This window comes from Bradyrhizobium sp. P5_C12 (assembly GCF_054049735.1).
On sequence record NZ_JBFULU010000030.1, the window covers coordinates 1 to 18,492 of the forward strand.

17 protein-coding genes are annotated in these 18,492 nt (G+C 63.7%); 5 read left to right on the forward strand and 12 right to left on the reverse strand.

Translation table 11 applies throughout. The annotated features are described in order from the left end of the window. Positions 1 to 302: 302 nt before the first annotated feature. From ACXJMY_RS24340 to lptF, 11 genes are all read right to left on the reverse strand, one after another. Complete coding sequence (locus ACXJMY_RS24340) at positions 303 to 584, reverse strand: hypothetical protein (RefSeq protein ID WP_456621887.1); 282 nt, start codon at positions 582 to 584, stop codon at positions 303 to 305. A 60-nt stretch (positions 585 to 644) separates the two neighbouring features. Beyond that, positions 645 to 821 (reverse strand): hypothetical protein, encoded by a 177-nt coding sequence (locus ACXJMY_RS24345; protein ID WP_456621888.1) that lies wholly within the window; start codon positions 819 to 821, stop codon positions 645 to 647. Between the two features lie 162 nt (positions 822 to 983). Then, positions 984 to 1,400, reverse strand: a complete 417-nt coding sequence (locus tag ACXJMY_RS24350; RefSeq protein WP_456621889.1) for a phosphonate metabolism protein PhnM — start codon at positions 1,398 to 1,400, stop codon at positions 984 to 986. A gap of 587 nt (positions 1,401 to 1,987) precedes the next feature. Beyond that, complete coding sequence (locus tag ACXJMY_RS24355) at positions 1,988 to 2,224, reverse strand: hypothetical protein (RefSeq protein ID WP_456621890.1); 237 nt, start codon at positions 2,222 to 2,224, stop codon at positions 1,988 to 1,990. Between the two features lie 130 nt (positions 2,225 to 2,354). Next, positions 2,355 to 3,413 (reverse strand): alcohol dehydrogenase, encoded by a 1,059-nt coding sequence (locus ACXJMY_RS24360; protein ID WP_456621891.1) that lies wholly within the window; start codon positions 3,411 to 3,413, stop codon positions 2,355 to 2,357. Between the two features lie 24 nt (positions 3,414 to 3,437). Beyond that, positions 3,438 to 4,292, reverse strand: a complete 855-nt coding sequence (gene rsmA, locus ACXJMY_RS24365) for a 16S rRNA (adenine(1518)-N(6)/adenine(1519)-N(6))-dimethyltransferase RsmA (RefSeq protein ID WP_456621892.1) — start codon at positions 4,290 to 4,292, stop codon at positions 3,438 to 3,440. A gap of 168 nt (positions 4,293 to 4,460) precedes the next feature. Further along, on the reverse strand, positions 4,461 to 5,468 hold the full coding sequence (gene pdxA / locus ACXJMY_RS24370) for a 4-hydroxythreonine-4-phosphate dehydrogenase PdxA (RefSeq protein WP_456621893.1): 1,008 nt from the start codon (positions 5,466 to 5,468) through the stop codon (positions 4,461 to 4,463). Next, the gene (locus tag ACXJMY_RS24375; protein ID WP_456621894.1) at positions 5,468 to 6,394 is read right to left on the reverse strand and encodes a peptidylprolyl isomerase; all 927 of its coding nucleotides are present in this window, start codon (positions 6,392 to 6,394) and stop codon (positions 5,468 to 5,470) included. The genes pdxA and ACXJMY_RS24375 overlap by 1 nt, the downstream gene beginning before the upstream one ends. Positions 6,395 to 6,462: 68 nt before the next feature. Further along, positions 6,463 to 8,955, reverse strand: coding sequence for an LPS-assembly protein LptD (locus ACXJMY_RS24380; protein WP_456621895.1), 2,493 nt, complete (start codon positions 8,953 to 8,955; stop codon positions 6,463 to 6,465). Continuing rightward, positions 8,955 to 10,052 carry an LPS export ABC transporter permease LptG gene (gene lptG, locus ACXJMY_RS24385; RefSeq protein ID WP_456621896.1) on the reverse strand — a complete coding sequence of 366 codons (1,098 nt, stop codon included), beginning with the start codon at positions 10,050 to 10,052 and terminating at the stop codon, positions 8,955 to 8,957. The genes ACXJMY_RS24380 and lptG overlap by 1 nt, the downstream gene beginning before the upstream one ends. Further along, positions 10,049 to 11,218 (reverse strand): LPS export ABC transporter permease LptF, encoded by a 1,170-nt coding sequence (lptF, locus tag ACXJMY_RS24390; protein WP_456621897.1) that lies wholly within the window; start codon positions 11,216 to 11,218, stop codon positions 10,049 to 10,051. The genes lptG and lptF overlap by 4 nt, the downstream gene beginning before the upstream one ends. 340 nt (positions 11,219 to 11,558) lie before the next feature. Between lptF and ACXJMY_RS24395 the strand changes: the two genes are divergently transcribed. From ACXJMY_RS24395 to ACXJMY_RS24405, 3 genes are all read left to right on the forward strand, one after another. Then, positions 11,559 to 13,058 (forward strand): leucyl aminopeptidase, encoded by a 1,500-nt coding sequence (locus ACXJMY_RS24395; RefSeq protein ID WP_456621898.1) that lies wholly within the window; start codon positions 11,559 to 11,561, stop codon positions 13,056 to 13,058. Between the two features lie 6 nt (positions 13,059 to 13,064). Then, a complete protein-coding gene (locus tag ACXJMY_RS24400; RefSeq protein WP_456621899.1) occupies positions 13,065 to 13,517 on the forward strand; it encodes a DNA polymerase III subunit chi in 453 nt (150 codons plus the stop codon). 166 nt (positions 13,518 to 13,683) lie between these two features. Next, positions 13,684 to 14,175 (forward strand): hypothetical protein, encoded by a 492-nt coding sequence (locus tag ACXJMY_RS24405; RefSeq protein ID WP_456621900.1) that lies wholly within the window; start codon positions 13,684 to 13,686, stop codon positions 14,173 to 14,175. A gap of 52 nt (positions 14,176 to 14,227) precedes the next feature. Here the strand turns inward: ACXJMY_RS24405 and ACXJMY_RS24410 are convergent, their stop codons facing one another. Then, positions 14,228 to 15,349: a c-type cytochrome gene (locus ACXJMY_RS24410; protein WP_456621901.1), complete on the reverse strand. Its 1,122-nt coding sequence runs from the start codon at positions 15,347 to 15,349 to the stop codon at positions 14,228 to 14,230. Positions 15,350 to 15,974: 625 nt separating this feature from the next. Here ACXJMY_RS24410 and ACXJMY_RS24415 point away from each other — a divergent pair. Together ACXJMY_RS24415 and ACXJMY_RS24420 are read left to right on the forward strand one after the other, a co-directional pair. Beyond that, positions 15,975 to 18,017, forward strand: coding sequence for a tetratricopeptide repeat protein (locus ACXJMY_RS24415; RefSeq protein WP_456621902.1), 2,043 nt, complete (start codon positions 15,975 to 15,977; stop codon positions 18,015 to 18,017). After that, entirely contained in the window at positions 18,010 to 18,291 is a 282-nt protein-coding gene (locus ACXJMY_RS24420) for a tetratricopeptide repeat protein (RefSeq protein WP_456621903.1), read from the forward strand. Before ACXJMY_RS24415 ends, ACXJMY_RS24420 begins: the two co-directional genes overlap by 8 nt. Positions 18,292 to 18,492: the final 201 nt, after the last annotated feature.

An 18,492-nucleotide genomic window follows, 5' to 3' on the forward strand; every position in this document is an offset into this window, starting at 1 on the left:
TCTCGTGACGGTCGCGAACGCCCCTTTGGCAGGGCCGAGGTGAGGCGTGTATGCCATAAATCCGAAATTCGGAAAAGGAAAATATTTTTGCGGCGAGGGATTGACGGGGTGTTTTGCCCGACGGGTCACGTGGGGCGGCCACGGCCTCCGCTCGTCATTCCGGGGCGCGCGCAGCGCGAGCCCGGAATCCATCGCGCGGCAGAGCATGCGGCCCAATGGATTCCGGGCCTGCGTGCTCGCGCACGCATCCCGGAATGACGGAGGAGGCTGTTTACGTCATAGGGAGGTTCGGCGGGAGCGGATCACAAATCTGAAGCGTTGGGGTCGGTGCGGTTGCGCAAGGAAATTGCGAAAGCCTGTTTCCAGACGCGCGCAAGCGTCAGGGCCAGAAATCCCAGCGCGGCGCTGATGAGGCCCACGATCGCGTTCGATTGCGCGAATACGCCGGTTTCGATGAAGACCTGGCCCGCGATGACGAAGCAGACCGCGGCCAGCAACAGGCAAGCGCAGCCGATGACGATCGCCAGATATCGTAGTGCTTTCGCAGCCGAGAATGGCTTCGCGTGGAGTGCAGGATCGCTCATGCAAGTGTCAACGGCGCGGCCACCAGGAGGTTCCTCCGTTTCCGGGCACGCGGAAGAGCGTCAGTCATGCGTGCAGCAGTCGACCAGCGCGCGCCAGATGCGTTTGACTTCCACGGTCGTCTGAAGGTCGAGAAGGTAGTTCGCGGCCGGGGTCGGCAATGCAGCTTCCAGGCGCGCGCGTCGCGGCTCGATCCAGCGCTCGGATATCGGATCGTACCATTTGCCAAGACTGAACAAGTGTGTGGCTCCTTCGCGGGCGCAATGCAGTACGCCGGCGTGGTCTGCTGTCTCCGCCATCGGCTCAGGCACTGTCGTTGCCTTCACGAGGGGCAAACGCGCCGGAGGCGCATGACGTTCCAAAGGCGGCACAAGCGATTGGTGCCGGAGCAAGGCCAGGTGCTAGCGCTTCGGCCTGTCTCGCTCGTCCGCCGCAGATCCCTCGGCGGACGTCTGCGTATCCCGGGCGCGGAGCTCGTCAAGGATCGATTCCCGGGATTGATCGGTCTCCGCGGCGTCGGACCGCCGGCCCGGTTTGCGGCATTTCCTGATCAGCCGCTTGATGTCATCCACGGCTTCGAGCAGCGGCGGCGTCAGGGAAAACAGGGCGCCCATGGCAATGGCGATGATGGCGTGGCGAAGCGAGACCTTCTCGTCTTCGTCGAAGGGATAGCCGTTGCGCTCGATTGTTGCCGGGGCCAGGCCGGCGGACGGTCGTGGGTGATCCGGCTTCCGCGGTTTTCGCGGCGGCATCATGATCACGACAAAGAGCACGTTGATCAGCAGCCAGATGCCGAGGATGACGAGAAATGTTCGCATTCAAAAACCAGAAAAGAATATGTTGTCGGCTCAAGCTGGCATTGAATGGCCGTTCGCGCGCTAATGCAAGTTGTGTTTGTCCTCGCGGCAAGCTGAGGCGCGAGACGCGCGCGATCCAGCGCTATCGAAATTCGGCAGCGCCGGGCTATCCGATCGCTCAATCGTCTTGCGGAATTGAAGCGATAGCCGGCTCTGCCGTGTTCGCGCCCAGCCCTCTACCGAAACCGCCGCGAGGGCGCTGGCGACAGCATTTCAGTCATCCACTTTCCGTGCGGCCCCACGCTTCTTGTCGTTGATGCCTTGCCGGGAATCGGTTTTGGCCAACCCTGCGTTTCCGCGGAGGAACCGACCGTCGCCGACACCGGCGGGCCGCCGGCGTTGCAAATTGATCACGCCTCGAACTCTGTTCACGGCCGGAGAACTACGGAATTTCGAAGGGAGCTCGTCTGCTCTGTTCAGGAGTGAACGTAGGGAGCTTGCGGATCCGAGCAGCGTCACTGCTGCCGGGTGCGCACCCCGCGCGCGGCCCGACAGACCGCCGGCCGATACCTGCCTGAACGCCGCCAGGCCCGCGGGTCCGAGGGCCGCTATCGATGGCGTGTTTTGCGTTCGGCCGACATGCGGCTTTGGGCAACCTGCTCGCGGTAGGTGTCGATCGCCTTGTTGGCAAGCATCAATGGCCGCCGCTCGCCGGTCTTGAGCCGCGCTTCGATGGCATCGAGCAGCATGTTCGCGGTCGCATCCGGCGAGCCGAGCTCGCCGCTCTGCTCGAGGCAGCTCCAGGCAATGAAGAATGCGGTTTCGACCGTGCAGCGAATGGACATGCGCTGCCAACACCGCCCGGCTCGTAGCGTTCCTTGTTCGCAGGGTGTTCCCGGCTGAATTCGCGCTGTCGCAAGCGGCGGGCGGCGAGACATGCGATCCCGCCGCCGAGGGCTGCTGGTTCTCCGCGTGTCAGTTCTTCAGCACGATGCGGCCGACGACCTTGCCGGCGCGTAGCTCGTCGATCCATTTCTGGACGTCGCCCATCGGCTCTTCCCGCATCGGCGTCGGCTTGATCTTGCCGGCGCGGGCGAGTGCCATCAGCTCCTGCGCTTCCGAGAGGGTGCCGACCATGAAGCCTTCGATGGTCAGGCGCTTGTAGACCCATTGCACCATCGGCAGCGTGAACTGGCCGCCCATCAGGCCGGACACCACGATCTTGCCGCCGCGCGCGGCGACCGCAACCGCAAACGCCATCGACTTCTCGTTGCCGGCGAAATCGACGATCTCGTCGAAGCCGCCTTCGGTCTCCTTCAGGATGCGCCGGATCACTTCCGGTTCGGCCGGGTCGTAGGCGCCGGCTGCGCCGTTCTTGAGCGCGGTGTCGCGCGCGGCCAGCGAGAGGTCGGCGACCGTGATCGGCTGCTTGAACATGGCTTGCGCGAACGACAGGCCCATCATGCCGACGCCGCCGAGGCCGATCAGCAGCAAATTGCGCTGGCGCGGGCGGTCGACCAGGCGCTTGAGCGCGCCGTAGGCGGTCACGCCGGAGCACATCAAGGTCGCGGCCTGGTTGACGGGTAGGGGATCATAGTCGAGCAGGTATTTCGCGTCGGGCACCAGCACGTGGCTGGCAAAGCCGCCGTCGATGGAGACGCCGAGGAAGCGCTGTTTCGCACAGAGGTTCTCGTCGCCATTGTTGCAGTCGCGGCACTGGCCGCAGCCGATCCACGGAAACACCGCCTTCTTGCTGCCGACGAGGCCGGCCGGCACGTCGGGACCAACTTCGTCGACCACGCCCGCGATCTCGTGGCCGAGTGTGAACGGCAGCGTCATGCCGCGCGTGGTGTCGAGCTTCTTGCCGCCGCCGAGATCGGCATAGCCGTCCTGGATGTGCAAATCGGAATGGCAGAGGCCGCAGCGCTCGATGCGCACCAGCACCTCCGCGCCGTTCGGCTTCGGCGTGTCGACGATGGTCTCGCACAGCGGCGCATCGAACTTGACCAGGGACTGCCGACGCATCAACGCCATATTCCTTCCTCCGAAATTTCGTTCTTAGCTTTCGCTTCGTATATCAGCCAATTCACGCGCCATGGCAACAAAGCCCGATATCGGAATGGTCTCGGCGCGCCGCGTCGTGTCGACGCCGGCCGCCTGCGCAAGCCGTGCCGGATCGACGCCAAGCGACTTCAGGCTCTGCCGCAGCATCTTGCGGCGCTGGCCGAAGGCGGCGGCCGCGACCTGTTCGAGCAGCCGGCGATCGCAGGCGAGAGGCTCTGCGCGCGGCACCAGGCGCACGACGGAGGAGGTGACCTTCGGCGGCGGCACGAAGGCCGACGGGGCAATGTCGAACAGGATTTTCGTCTCGCAGCGCCAGTTGGCGAGCACGCCGAGACGGCCATAGGCTTCCTCGTCCTCGCGCGCCACGATGCGTTCGCCGACCTCGCGCTGGAACATCAGCACCATCATCTCGTACCAGGGCGGCCAGGGCTCGGTCGTAAGCCAGCCGATCAGAAGCTGGGTCGCGATGTTGTAGGGCAGGTTGGCGACGATCTTTGCCTGACCGCCGTCGAGCAGCGGGCGCGGGTCGTAGGTCATGGCATCGCCATGTACGATCTCGAGCCGGCCGGGATAGCGCGCGGAAATATCCTGCAGCGCGGGGATCGCGCGCGCGTCGTGCTCGATCGCGATGACGCGCCTGGCACCAAGCGCGAGCAAAGCGCGGGTCAGCCCGCCCGGGCCCGGGCCGATCTCGACGATGGTGGAGTCTTCCAGCGGCGCGGCCGCGCGCGCGATGCGCGCGGTGAGATTGAGGTCGAGGAGGAAATTCTGCCCCAACGATTTGCGGGCCGACAGAGCATGCTGGCGAATGACCTCGCGAAGCGGCGGGAGGTCGTCGATCGCGCTCATCAGCGGGTGCCCTTAGCTTTCCGAAGTTCGTCATAAACCGCGGCACCCTTTGTACGAACTTCGGAAAGCTAAGGGCGCCAAGAAATTATCATCGTAGTGCCGCTTGTCGATCTGAAGTTCCTGGAACGAACTCGCGGCCTGCACTGCAGGAACTTCAGATCGGCGGCACTACGTCGCCGCCATGCGGCTCGCAAGCTGGAGCGCCGCGATCAGGCTCGCGGGATTGGCCTTGCCGCTGCCTGCGATGTCGAACGCGGTGCCGTGATCGGGCGAGGTCCGGATGAAGGGCAGGCCGAGCGTGACGTTGACCGCGTCGTCGAAGGCGATCGTCTTGATCGGGATCAGCGCCTGGTCGTGATACATGCAGACCGCGCAGTCATAGCTGCTTCGCGCGGCGTCGTGGAACATGGTGTCGGCAGGCAGCGGCCCCCTGACCTCGATGCCGTCGCTGCGCAGCGTCTTGAGCGCCGGCGTGATGATGGTCTGCTCCTCGTGTCCGAGCGAGCCGTCCTCGCCGGCATGCGGATTGAGGCCGGAAATCGCGATCCGCGGCCGCGCGATGCCGAAGCGTGATGTCAGCTCGGCGGCGGCGATGCGCACGGTCGAGACGATGAGATCGCTGGTGAGGTGGTCGAGCGCCTCGCGCAGCGAGACGTGGATGGTCACCGGCACCACGGCGAGCCGCGGCGACCACAGCATCATCACCGGTTGCGGCACGTGGCCATCCGCTGCCGCGAGCTCGGCGAGGAATTCGGTGTGGCCGGGATGGCGGAAGCCTGCGCGATAGAGCACGCTCTTGGCGATCGGGTTGGTGACGATGGCCGCGGCGCGCCCGGCGCGGACGTCGGCGACCGCATGGCGGATCGAGGCGAGAGCGGCCGGCGCGCTCGATGCGTCGGGCTTGCCGGGACCGGCCGTCGCGGTCTCGCCGGTCGCGACCACCGGCAAAGCGTCGGCGAAGGCCGCCGCGGCCTCTCCCGCGCTCACCTCGGCAATGCCGATGCCGGCTCCGAGCGCTTTCGCGCGGCGCGCGATCAGCGCCGCGTCGCCGAGCAGATAGAAGGCGGGCAGGTTCAATTCACGGCGCCTGAGCCAGGCTGCGATCGTGATGTCGGGGCCGATGCCGGCGGGCTCTCCCAGGGTCAGGGCGAGGGGCTTTGCAGCGGGCGTAGCCATCAGCGGTTGCGATATTCGATCATCGCCGCCTTGCGGATCTCATCGAGATAGGCCTTCTGCGTCTTCTCGTATTTCTCCTGATACATCTTCTCGCGCACCTCGCGCTTCTTGGGCGTGTCGATCATGGTCGGCTTGCGCGAGCAGAGCACGACCATCTCAATGCCCTGCTTGGTCACCTCTGGCGCTGTGAGGTGGCCGATCGGCGTGTCGTCGAGCACCTTGCGCAATGCCTCGGGCAGCTCCGCGGTCGTCTTGGTGACGCTCTCGCGGATGGTCGCGTTCGGCGTCGAGCGGAACAGCGAATTGGCTTCGTCGCAGCTCGCGACGCGCGAGCGATACGTCTCGGCCTCCTTCTGGCGGGTCTCCAGGAAGGCCGGGGACGATCCGCGCGGCACGATCAGCACGATCGGCTGCATCTTGTATTCGGTGCCTTCGATCTGGAGCTTCTCTCCGGTCTGGGCCTGCACGGCCGCCGCGACGTCGCGCTCGCCGACCTGGAGGCGCTCCTTGTAGCGGCCGCGAACGAGGCTGGTCCAGACCATCTCGGCCTTCATGCGGCCTTTCAGGGTTTCGGGACGGACGCCCTTGACCTCGAGCGACTTGGTGAGCTGCTCCGGCGTGATGCGCATGCGCTGCGCCATGCCCTCATAGGACTGGTTGATGTCGGCGACGCCCGGATCGACGCCGTATTTCTTGCCTTCCTTCATCTTGATCTTGTCTTCGATGAGCTCGTCGATGACGGCCTGCCGGCTCGGGGTCTTCTGCGTCGTCAACTGGTCGAGCTTGGAGCGCTGATCGATGTCGAAATCGGTGATGGGATCGCCGTTGACCATGACGACGATGTTCTGCGCCCGCGCCGGCGTGCCGATCAGGATCAGTCCGGCCAAGACCAGGAGGAGGCGCAAGACAGGCAATGGATTCGTCATGGTTGTCGCTCGCATGTCAGCCGCGGTGAACCTGCGATCGGGAACACGCGGCCGTCACTTCAAACCGTTCACTGGATGCCGCCGGCGGAACTGCTGGTCGCCGACGTGGTCGCCAGCGTGCGCAAGCCGATCTGGAACATGAACGCATGGCTCAAGACCGGCGGCGTCGTACCCGCGGAATAACTATACGAAGTTACATAGTTCGCCGCCAGCACGAAGCAATCGTCGACATAGCCGGCGCCGAGCACATACTGGTTGATCTTGTTGGCCTCGAGGTCCCAGCGCGCCGAGCCCGAGACCACCCAATTGGTCGCGACCTTCAGCGAGCCGGAGGTCAGGATGCCTTCGCGGCGGGTCAGATAACCGAGCTCGGGCTGCGGCGCGTAATTGCCGTACATCATGCTGACCGACCAGCGATTGAAATTGGCACGGCCTTCCGCCTCGAAGCGCTGCACGTTCCAGGTCTGCTCGTCCATGCGGGAGCGGACGCTGAACGTGTAGGTGCTGTTGGGCGAGTAGCTGGCGCCCGCGACGTAATCCGAGCGCGGCTTGTCGAGGCCGGAATCGAGGCCGGTATTGATGGAGTCCTGGACCGCGTAGGAGTTCAGGCCGAACAGCTGGTAGGACTGGCCGAACAGCACTTTGACGGCGCCGCCCTTGTCGAACTGCGTGGTGGACTGCACACCGACATTGGCGCGGCCGCCGCCCTCGACGCGGTCGTAGCCGGAGAACTTGTCGACGCTGAACAGGTTCGAGGTGTCGAACACCATGCTCTGGGCGTCCTCGTTCGGGAACTTGCCGGCATAGGTCTCGTTCGGCCGGATGATGATCTGGGCGATCGGCTCGACGGTGGTCGAGCCCCAGGGCTGAATGTTGATGAAGGGATAGCGGTATTCGAGGCCGACGGTCGGCATCAGGCGGAACGCCTGGGTGTCGCCGACGGGCAGGTAGTTCGAGACGCCCGGCTGGTTGGAGACCGAGGCGTTGATCGCATCGGCGCGGAGAATGGCGAACGGCGTCCAGATCTCACCGAACGGATCGGTGAAGGATTTGCGCCACTGCGCTTCCGCGCTCAGTCGGGTGTAGGTGCCCGGGAAGCCGCGCAGCAGGCACTGCGACGGCGTGCGCGCGAGCGGATCGGCCGACGCCGTCGTGCACAGGCCGTTGGTGTTGGCGAGCGTCGTGATCGGGTCGAACACCGCGTCGTCACGCGACAGGTTCACGAAGTTGGTCCTGTAGCTGAACTCGCCGCCGAAGACCGGATAGTTGAGCACGTTCGAGTAGTCGATCACGGGGTAGACGATCGGCACCTGGCTCTGGTTGCCCGAGTAGCTCAGCCAGTACATCGTGCGCGCGTCGAAGAAGCTGCGATTGCCGACGCCGGTCAGATAGAGCTGCGAAATCGCGTCGGTCGGCAGGTTCAGGAACGAGCCGAGCGGATCGCGGTACTGCGCCAGACGGTAGTCCGAGAAGAAGTAGTAGTCCGACATCAGGACGCCGTCCCAACCCCAGACCCATTTGTCGTTCAGCGCGAACTGACCCTTGGTGTCGACGGCGCCGCGGAATTGACGGTCGCCCGGCAGTCCCGCAAAGGCGCCGGGATCGAGCTGGTCGATGCCATAGGCGCGGATCTGATAGGCACCGTCGATCAGCCGCTGACGGAATTCACCCTGCAGCAGCACACCCTGCCGCGACAGGAAGCGCGGGGTGATGGTTGCGTCCATGTCGGGCGCGATCGCCCAATAATAGGGAACCTCGGCGCCGAAGCCGGTGTTGGTCGTGCCGGGAAAGTAGCCGGGCATCAGGAAGCCGGACTTGCGCTTCACGGTCGGGTCGGGCGTCGAGAAGTAGGGCATGTAGGCGAGCGGCACGCCGAAGAATTCGAGCTGCGCCGTCTCGAAATACAGCATCTTCTCCTGCTGGTCGTGGATGATGCGCGCACCCTTGACCTGCCACAGCGGTGGCTTCTTCGGATCGTCCTTGCACGGCGCGCAGGCCGTGTAGACGCCGTTCTCGAACACCGTGTAGTTGCCGCTGGAACGGTCGGCGCGGCTCGCGGCCATGCGGGTCTGGTCGGCGGTGTCCACGCGCAGCGAATCGACGAAACCGTCGCGGTAGTCGTCGGAGAGATCCATGATCTCGGCATAGGTGATCTTGCCTTCGGCATCCGTCATGCGGATGTTGCCTTCGGCATGGAGGCGCTTGGTCTTCTGGTCGTAGACGACCCTGTCGGCCTCGACGCTGGTGCCGTTGTAGAACAGCTGGACGTTGCCGACCGCGGAGACGCGCGAATTGTTGTAGTCGTAGTCGACCTCGGTCGCCTGCACGAGCATCTGGTTGTCGTTGACGGCCTTCGGCGGCTTCGGACGCGGCGGCAGCGGATTGAAGGTGAAGCCCTGCGCGCCGGCCGGAGTCACGGCGGCGACGTCGATCAATCCGCCGAGCGAGGCAGCCGCGACGACGGCAATCAGGAGCCTGCGAATCGACAAGCCGCACCCGTTCGCGCGCACCACAGTGCGCCGCGTCAAACGAGACACGAGCCCTCGATGGACGGCAGTCACTAACCGTCCTCCTGATACAGCAAGGCCAAAAAGCCGGTGAGGCCGCCCACCACTGCGGGCAACCACGCCGCAGCGATCGGATGCATCAACTCAGCCTTGCTCAAATCTTCAGTCACTTTCGACAGAACGTAGAGCAGAAAGCCTGCGCCCACGCCACTCAAAACCATCTTCTGTACGCCACCCATCCGGAAGAAGCGCAACGACACGGAAGCCGCCAGCATCACCATCGCGGCGAGCAAAAACGGCTGCGCCAGCAGCTTGTGATACTGGAGTCGATATCCCGCTGTCGCGAAGCCCGAGCTTTCGGACGAGCGGATGTAGCTCGGTAGTTGCCAAAAGGACACAGTCTCGGGTGTGGAAAAGCTGTTGCGGACCTGGGCCTCGGTCAGTGTCGTCGGAATCTCGAGCTTCGCCTGGTCGACCGGCGGCGCGTCCAGCGTGAAGCGCCGCACGTTCTTGAACAGCCAGTGGCCGTCCTCCAGCGTCGCCTCGCGCGCCTCGATCCGCTCCTTGAAACGCCAATCCGTATCGAATCGGAACAGAGTCAGCCCGGTCAGCCGCACGCCCTGCTGCTCGCTGCGGGCCGCGTTGATGATGGTCTGGCCGTCATTGGTGACCTGATTGAGCCAGAAGCCCGAGGCGTCCTGGATGCCGCCGCCGGGCGCCGAGCCGAACAGCTCGGCCTCCATGCGCTTGGAGAGCTCGCGCAGATTCGCCGACATCGGATTATAGGCGATGGTGGCGATCACCCCGATCAGGAGCGCGCTGCCGAGCGCGGGCGAGATGAACTGCCATGCCGAGATGCCGGCGGCGCGGGCGACCACGAGCTCGAGCCGGCGTGACAGCGCGAGATAGCAGGTCATGGCGCCGATCAGCATGCAGAACGGCGTCAGCTTCTCCAAGAGCTGCGGCACCCGGAACAGCGAGGTCTCCGCCACCATGATCGCGGAGGCGGACGCAAGGCCGGAGGTCTTGCGTACCATCTCGATGTAGTCGACCAGCACCAGCAGCAGGAAAATGCTCGCGAACACGCCGAGCGCCGCGACGACGAAGCGGCCGGCGAAATAGCGCCCGAGTGTGTTGGTGAGCATGCTCATGCGGCGGCCGGCCGTCCGAACAGCCGCGCAATGCGCGCGTTCGACCTGTTGATGGCCTCCATGAGGCGGGGCGGCGGCTCGACAACGATGCCGCCGATGATCATCCACAGCCCGACGCCGATGGCGCCGATGACCATCGCGTATTGAAACAGCACCGGGGCAGGCGACTTCACCGCCATCACTGAACAGGCAAATCCCGCCATGCGCAGTCCGAACACTGCGAGGATGGAGCCGCCGATCGAGAAGTTGCGGCTCTGGCGGGTGGTGCGCGGCGCGCCGAGGAAGGCGAAGGTCAGCGCGGCAAAGGCGAAGGGATAGATCGGCGCCAACAGGCTGTCGTGCAGGGCCGAGCGGAACTGCCCGGGAATCTGTTTGTAGACCGGGTCGTCCTCGGACGGCGAGAACAGCTCCCACAGATAGCGTTCGCGGATGCCGAGCGTGACGTCGCGGCCCTGGTTGGAGAACTTCGACATGTCGAAGCCGTAGCGGCCGAACGCCACCAGTGCGGGATCGCGCTTGCCGGCCTCGAAGCGCTGGAGATTGCCGTCCTTCAGCACCAGGAACGATCCGGTCTCGTTCTTCACCACCTCGCCGTGCTCGGCGACGATCGAGACGCGCTCGTTCGGATCGCGGCGGTCGTCGATGAAGATGCCGGCGAGGACGCCGCCGGGCTGGCGTTCGCGGATCCGGATCGTGAGGTTCTTGTCGAGCTGGGCGAAGCGGCCGGGCTGGAGGATGTTGGTGAGCACGTCCGCGGTGATCTCGGCGTCCCACTGCTTGATCCGCCGCATGCCGTCGGGGGCGAGATAGGCGGCGATGAAGGCGACCAGCAGCGCCACCACGCAGGTGGCGTAGAAGAACGGATAGAACAGCCGGAACGGCGAGAAGCCGGCGGCATTCATCACGATGATCTCGGAATCGGTCGCGAGCTTGTTCAGCGTGTGCGAGATCGCGATCATCAGCGCGATCGGCGAGATGATCAGGACCAGCGCCGGCACGACCAGGCTGGTGATGCCGAGGAAGGTGAGGATGGTCTGACCCTGGCTCGTCATCAGGTCGATGCCGCGCAACGCCTGCGTAATCCAGATCACGCCGGTGAGGCTGACCAGGACCAGCGCAAACGACGCCAGCGTCGTGCGGAAGATATACCTGTCGATCGACCCCATGCGCTACCGCACGATCCCCACCAAAGCCCCAATGCAGTCACCGGAATCTCCGGCTGTCCGACCCATCCCGGAAGGGATCCCCAGGGTCGTGCAGCCATCTCGTCCGCCGGCTTACTTTCTCACTACCATCCCTTTGATCCGTCAACAAAATGGCTGCCCCATGGCACCGTCAATATATGGTTAATATTTCCCTCGTTGTGGCATGGCGGCCACGGGCAGCGCTTGGCATCTGCCCGGCCGGTGGCCCATAGTGCGCAAAGTCCTGTGAATCGCCGTTCAGGTCCGGCCTCCGGCCAAGACCGCAGACGGCAAAAAGCCCCACGTTTTGGAGGAGTTACCCATGTCCGATGCCATCAAGGTCGGCTTTGTCCCGTTGTCTGCCGCCCCCCGTGGCATCCTGGTGGTGTTCTGCGACGACAGTCTGAAAATGGGGCCGGCGACTGCCAAGGCGCTGGGCGGTGCCAACGATCTTGTGAAGCGGGCGGCCTCCGCCGCCGCCTTCAAGGGCAAAAGCGGAGCCGCGCTCGACATCCTGGCGCCGGAGGGGGTGAAGGCCACCCGTTTGATCGTGATCGGGGCCGGCAAGGCGGCAAGCCTGAAGACCAACGATTTGCTCAAATTCGGCGGCGTGGCGGCGAGCAAGCTTCCTGCCGGGACTGCCGCCATGACCATCATGGCGGAATTGCCCGATGGCGCCATGGCGAGCGAGCAGGCGGTCGCGATCGCCTCGGGCCTGCGGCTGCGCGCCTACAAATTCGACCGCTACAAGACCAAGAAGAAGGACGGCGAGGAGGGCGGCTCACGCGCCGAGGTCTCGTTGGCGGTTGGCGATGCCGCCGCGGCGAAAAAGGCTTTCGCATCGGCCGGGCATGTCGTCGACGGCGTGATCATCGCGCGCGACCTCGTCAACGAGCCGCCGAACGTGCTCTATCCCGAAGAATTCGCGCGCCGCGCGAGCCAGCTCCGCAAGCTCGGCGTCAAGGTCGAGGTGCTCGACGTCAAGGCGATGGACAAGCTCGGCATGGGCGCGCTGCTCGGTGTCGGCCAGGGCTCGGCGCGGCCGAGCCGCACCGTGATCATGCGCTGGGAGGGTGGCAAGAAAGGCGAGGCGCCGGTCGCCTTTGTCGGCAAGGGCGTCTGCTTCGACACCGGCGGCATCTCGATCAAGCCGGCCGGCAGCATGGAGGACATGAAGGGCGACATGGGGGGAGCGGCCTGCGTCGTCGGCCTGATGCACGCGCTGGCGGCCCGCAAAGCCAAGGTCAACGTGGTCGGCGCCATCGGCCTCGTCGAGAACATGCCGGACGGTAACGCGCAGCGGCCGGGCGACATCGTCACCTCGATGTCGGGCCAGACCATCGAGATCATCAACACCGACGCGGAAGGCCGTCTCGTGCTCGCCGACGTGCTCTGGTACGTGGCCAAGAAGACCAAGCCGAAATTCATGGTCGACCTGGCGACGCTGACCGGCGCGATCGTCGTCGCGCTCGGCACCGATCATGCCGGCATGTTCTCCAACAATGACGAGCTCGCCGAGCGCCTGCTGGCGGCCGGCATCGAGAGCGGGGAAAAGGTCTGGCGCATGCCGCTCGGTCCCGAATACGACAAGCTGATCGATTCCCAGTTCGCCGACATGAAGAACACCGGCGGCCGCCATGGCGGCTCGATTACCGCGGCGCAGTTCCTGCAGCGCTTCGTCGACGGCACGCCCTGGGCGCATCTCGACATCGCCGGCACCGCGATGGGCGCGCCGAAGACCGATATCAACCAGAGCTGGAGCAGCGGCTATGGCGTCCGGCTTCTTGATCGATTGGTCGCGGATCACTACGAGCGCAAATGAGCCAAGATGACTGAAGTGCTGTTCTACCATCTGCAAAACATGACGGTGGAGAACGTGTTGCCGCCGCTTCTCGAGAAATCGCTCGAGCGCGGCTGGCGCGTCGTGGTGCAGTCGACCTCGGAGGAGCGCGCCGATGCGCTCGACGCGCATCTGTGGACCTATCGCGACGATTCCTTCCTGCCGCACGCGACATGGCGCGTGAACGATGCCGCTGATCAGCCGATCGTGCTCGCGATCGAGGAAGGCAATCCGAACGGCGCCCATGTCCGCTTCCTGGTCGACAACGCGGCACTGCCGCAGGACTCGGAGAGCTACGCGCGCATGGTGCTGTTGTTCAACGGCGACGATCCGGACGCGCTGGCGTTGGCTCGAAGCGCCTGGACGGATTGCAAGACGAAGGGATTTGAGGTCACTTACTGGCAGGCCGACGAGCGCGGCCGGTGGCAGCGGCGGAATTAGCCGTCGCTCGCAATTAATGATAATTTGCACTTTCCGGGGCAGACTGGCTTTGGCCACCTTCGTGCCGCAAAGGGATGTTGGGACAATCGCTTAGGGCTGGTCCTTCACGCGGGGAATTTAGTTTATCGTGCGACATCAAAAGCTTCCCAGGTCGCTCATAGTTGCGTTGGCCACCGTCGCACCGCTGATCGCGGGCTGTTCGGGCGGTGCCCCCGACCTGTTGTCCAAGGATGCCGAGTGGTTTCAGAAGCCCGGCCGCCTGTTCATCAAGAACATCTCGATCGAATCGCCGCCGCTGACCCCCGACAAGCCGGTGCGAGCCGAGGATCTCGTCAGCGCCGACGGCGCCTGTCCCGGCATGGCGCCGCCTCCCGGGCCGGCTGACGCCAATGCGTCGACGACCGCACCGGCGGGCGGCACGGTCGCGCTCGGCCACACCGAATGCGACGTGGTGCGCGGCATCGGCGGGCCCTCCAACGTCAACCTCTCCAATGATGCCGCCGGCAGGCGTGTCGCCGTCGTCACCTGGAATACGGGTCCGCGCGCGGGCATCTACACCTTCACCTCGGGCCGCCTGTCATCGATCGAGGGCAATCCCGAGCCGCAGCCGGCGCCGAAGGCAGTCAAGCCGAAGGCGAAGAAGAAGGCCGCGACCTGACGGCTGCTCCGACCGGGCTTGCGGTCGCAGGTTGGCGCCGCTCGGGCTCAGATCAAGGCTCGAGCGAACCGAGGTAAGCCGCAAGCGCGATCATGTCGTCTTGCGAGAGATTTTCGACAATCTGCCGCATGAGGGCGGCTGCGTCGCTGGTGCGTGTGTTTTGCCGAAACTCCACCAGTTGGCGCACGACATAAGTCGGAGATCGTCCCGCGATCGACGGAGCCGAGTCTGTCCCCTTTAATTCCGACCCATGGCAGGTTGCGCAGCTGGCGGCCGCGCCTGGTCCGCCGCCTTTCGCCAGCGCCTCTCCCTTTGCCAGGCTTCCAATCGGCACGTAGGCAGTAAACATCGCGCGTGAGTCGCGCAGTTCGAACTGATCCACGTCGTCAGGCATCTCGACAATCCGCCGGTCAAGTCGCTCCGTGCCACCTTCCGGACTTTTCACGAAGAACAACCGCGATGGCCCGGTCTTCGGAATCGTGTCTGCCTCGACGACTTTGATGACGCGCTTGGGTTTCAACGCCGCGAAATATTCTGCGGCAGCGAGAGCCTCGGCGTCAGTCATGGCTTTGACCGATGCCATCATCAATTGTGTTGAGGGCCGCTCAGGGCCCGACATCTTCCTCGCGCCGCTCTTGAAGTCCGCGACTTGCTGAACGAAGTAGCTTACGGGCAGGCCGGCGAGACTTGCATTTTCGGGACCACCTGTACCCTCGACACGGTGACATGATCCGCAGGCGCGAACCTCGGGCTTTCGTCCATTCGCAACGATCTCCGGCATGACTGAATGATCGTCCGGATGCCAGTCGGGGGCGAAGAACAGATCACGCGCCTGCTTCCAGCTGAACGCCACGCTGCTCCCCGGAAGCGGGTTGGGCTTGTCGTCGGGTGGGGGTACCTTCACGGCCGGGTCCCACAAGAAGGCCCAGTCGGGCAGACCCTCGGAGGACGATGCGGCACGCATCTGGGTCACGCCGCCGCTGCTGAGCGAGCTTACGGCTACCAAAAAGATCAACGTGTGAAGCGACGCCTTGCGCAAAGATCTCACAATGTCCTCCCGTTTAAAGGTGAAGACTGCAATTTGGCTGCTGCGCCTTAAATTCCATGACGTACGGTTCTTGCCCGCGGTGCTGTTGTCGGCGCAAGACCATGCACCGGTTACGAGCAATCGCAAACGGACCAAGTCCAATGCCCAAGCGCGTTTTTCCGCGACGCAGCTAGGGTGACGTGGTTCGATGCAGACCAGGAGCCTTGGGGCGACTTTCAGTTTTCAGTCTGCGGCTGAACCTGCTCGAAAGCGTCTTCACGCCGTTGGCCACCAAGCCGATGAAAATCAGTATCCAAGTGGCAAGCGCGGCACTCCACAGAACGACCTCTACCGCCTCGGTCATTTGCACGCTCCAAAAATACTATCTGAAATGCCGACAGATTTCTCCAATTCGGTGCTGATTTCAAGGATGAAGTACAGCGCGGGCAGCGCCGCGTTCGCTTTCCCTGGTTTGCAGATGCTTTCGCACTTTCCTGCAGGTACCGGCGTAGTGAACCGATTGAATTGGTATCGTCGCCTTACGGATCACCTCACGCATTTCCTCTATCACTGCGTGCTTGCGTTGCTGGCCGCGCGTCGGTCCGTGCCAACTCGCGACGCCCGGTGTCCCATGCGCCGGCGCGATGCGGGACCTCGATCTACTGACCAAGTTGTGCTGTTATTTTTAATTTACTCCTGGTTGACGGGGTGCCACGACTAAGGGATCATCCGCGCATTGCGGATAGCTGGCCTTTGTATTTGAGAAAGTCGCATGCTGAGGCGACGAGCCGCCCTCATTGCTTTGCTCGTGCAATGTGCTTGTGCGGGCCTCTGTGTATTGCAGGCAAGCGGCGATCAGGTCATCACGCCCGAAAATTCGCCGGACGCCCGCCCACCAGTCGAGCCGGGGACGCTGCTGCGCAACGCGATCGCATTAGCTGCGGCGAACAAGCTGATGGAGGCGGATGAGGCCTACAAGGAAGCGCTGGCCGCGGCGGAGAAAGCACAGGGGCCGGAGGGACTGCTAGTCGCCGATACGCTCCATTGGCAGGCGGTGCTGCTGTTCACCAAGTTGCATCGATATGATGAGGCTTGGAGCGCCGCGGAACGTGGATTGGCCATTCGGCGAAAGCGATCGGGTGACGACCATGTTCAGACGGTCTTGTTTGAGGGGGTTCTAGGATCGATTTCCTTGCGGATGAACAAACCGAGCAGAGGTCAGCCGTATTTCCAGGCGGTGATCGACACTTATACCCGCCATCCAAGTAAGGAATACGATCTGTATGCAGCCTTCGCAGCCAGACAAAGAGCTCTCTTTCTAAGGCAGCAGTCGGACTTCTCAGCCGCTGAAAGGTTGATGAGGCAGTGCATTGAGATCAAGCAGCAGTTTGACAAGCAGGACGAGGCAGGGCTGGCTTCCGATTATGAATTCCTGGCTCTGATCTACATGGACGAGCACCTCTTCGCGGAAGCAGAGGCGTCGGCCCGCCATTCGCTCGATGTCACCCGGCGAATCTTTGGGCCGGCGCATGTCCGGGTGTCGGGCCCGCTGGCCGTGCTTGGTTTCATCTTCAGCACCGCCGGACGATATGCCGACGCCGAAACCGTGTTCAAGGAGGCTCTCGCACTTCGCGAAAAGACGCCGTTCGAGGCCGAACTCGCAGTCGATGAGGTGCTGGTCCATTTGGGGACGACGTACCGGCAGCAAAGCCGCTACAGCGAGGCGGAGCCTCTTCTTCGCCGCGCGCTGGAGATGCGGGAAAAGAGATTTAGGCCTGACGATCCGCGAATTGCCGAGGCGCTATTCAACCTGGGAGCCCTGTATCGGGCAGAGGCGCGCTTTGTCGAGGCAGAGCCGCTATTTCGTCGCTCGCTCGCGATTCGAGAAAAGGCTTGGGGGCCCGAAAATCGACACACCCTTGCCGACGCTCAGAGCCTGGCATTGGCGCTTCAAGGTCAGGGGCGTCTTGCCGAGGCTGAGCCTATTTTCCAGCGGGTGCTTGCGGGCCGCGAGAAAGTTCTCGGTCCCGACCATGAAGAAGTCGCGGACACGTTGGTCAGCTTGATCCAGCTGATGCGTCGGCAGGGGCGCTTCGCAGAGGCGGCGCGCATCGCAGGCCGCCCGCTCGCGGTCTATTCCAAAGCCCTTGGCCCGGATCATCCGTTCGTCGTGCGCGGCTTGTTGACGCTCGCCGTCATTCATCAGGAACGGGCTGAATACGACGAAGCCGATCGCTTGTTTCGGCGGGCACTGAGCATCCGCCAAAGGGCTTTCGGACCGGAACACGTCACAATCGCGGATAGCTTTGTCGATTTGGCGCGCCTCGCTTTGGCTCAGCATGACTCGGAGCACACCGCGGCCCACATCGCCAATGCTCTCCAGATCTACGAGAAATGGTTCGGAGCCGGGGATCCCCAGATGCTTCCGGCGCTGATCAATCTTGCCTCGCTTCGCACGCAAAACGGCGAGCCCGATGCTGCCGAGGTCCTGCTGCAACGCAGTTTAGTCATTGCGGAAACGAGATTCGGTCCTGAGTCATTGTCGGTCGCCGATATCCTGGCGGGTATTGGAGACACCTACCGTCTTCGAGGGAAGTACGGCAATGCCGATCAATATTATGATCGGCCGCTGTCAATATATCGCAGGGTCCTCGGACCCCGGCATCCGACGGTCGCCGCAAGTCTCGATCGTCTCGGCCGACTCAAGCTCGGCCTCGGCCAGACCAAAGGTCGAGGCCATTTACAACGAAGCCGAAGGCATCTTGAGCGAAGCGCTGGGAAACAACAGTCCTGCTTTGGCGGGCATCTTGAATGACAAGGCGTTACTTTTCATGCAGCTGGATCGAGCGAAAGAAGCAGAGCAGTTGTTCAACCGAGCTCTGGAACTGGTGCGGCAAGGCGCCGGCACAGACACGCCCACCCTTGCGGTGGTGCTCTTCAACCTCGCCAGCCTGTACGAATCGACAGGCCGACGCAGCGAAGCAATTGACGTCCGTAAACAGGCGCAAGCGATTTTCGCCAAGGTTTGCAAGGCAACATGCGCAAACCTCATTCCCACGATCAGATTGCCGGTCTGGCAAGATCTTTGATTGCGTCCTAGGTCGATCGTCGACGTCATCGTGCGGCAGCAGACATTTCAGCGCCGATAGGCTGACTAGCCTGCCGCCTCGTCAAACTGCGTGCTCGCCTCCAGCCACTGCTCCTCGGCTCGCGCCAGCGCGTCTGCGGCATTGGCGCGCGCTTTTGACAATTGCGCGGCCTGCTTGCGATCGCGGGTAAAAATGTCGGGG

What these genes read in the sequence shown, in the direction of transcription:
- ACXJMY_RS24360 (WP_456621891.1), bottom strand. Translation starts at nt 3,413, where the DNA reads ATGGCGTTGATGCGTCGGCAGTCCCTGGTCAAGTTCGATGCGCCGCTG.
- ACXJMY_RS24350 (WP_456621889.1), bottom strand. Translation starts at nt 1,400, where the DNA reads ATGCGAACATTTCTCGTCATCCTCGGCATCTGGCTGCTGATCAACGTG.
- ACXJMY_RS24355 (WP_456621890.1), bottom strand. Translation starts at nt 2,224, where the DNA reads ATGTCCATTCGCTGCACGGTCGAAACCGCATTCTTCATTGCCTGGAGC.
- lptF (WP_456621897.1), bottom strand. Translation starts at nt 11,218, where the DNA reads ATGGGGTCGATCGACAGGTATATCTTCCGCACGACGCTGGCGTCGTTT.
- lptG (WP_456621896.1), bottom strand. Translation starts at nt 10,052, where the DNA reads ATGAGCATGCTCACCAACACACTCGGGCGCTATTTCGCCGGCCGCTTC.
- ACXJMY_RS24375 (WP_456621894.1), bottom strand. Translation starts at nt 6,394, where the DNA reads ATGACGAATCCATTGCCTGTCTTGCGCCTCCTCCTGGTCTTGGCCGGA.
- ACXJMY_RS24400 (WP_456621899.1), top strand. Translation starts at nt 13,065, where the DNA reads ATGACTGAAGTGCTGTTCTACCATCTGCAAAACATGACGGTGGAGAAC.
- ACXJMY_RS24415 (WP_456621902.1), top strand. Translation starts at nt 15,975, where the DNA reads ATGCTGAGGCGACGAGCCGCCCTCATTGCTTTGCTCGTGCAATGTGCT.
- rsmA (WP_456621892.1), bottom strand. Translation starts at nt 4,292, where the DNA reads ATGAGCGCGATCGACGACCTCCCGCCGCTTCGCGAGGTCATTCGCCAG.
- ACXJMY_RS24340 (WP_456621887.1), bottom strand. Translation starts at nt 584, where the DNA reads ATGAGCGATCCTGCACTCCACGCGAAGCCATTCTCGGCTGCGAAAGCA.
- ACXJMY_RS24395 (WP_456621898.1), top strand. Translation starts at nt 11,559, where the DNA reads ATGTCCGATGCCATCAAGGTCGGCTTTGTCCCGTTGTCTGCCGCCCCC.
- pdxA (WP_456621893.1), bottom strand. Translation starts at nt 5,468, where the DNA reads ATGGCTACGCCCGCTGCAAAGCCCCTCGCCCTGACCCTGGGAGAGCCC.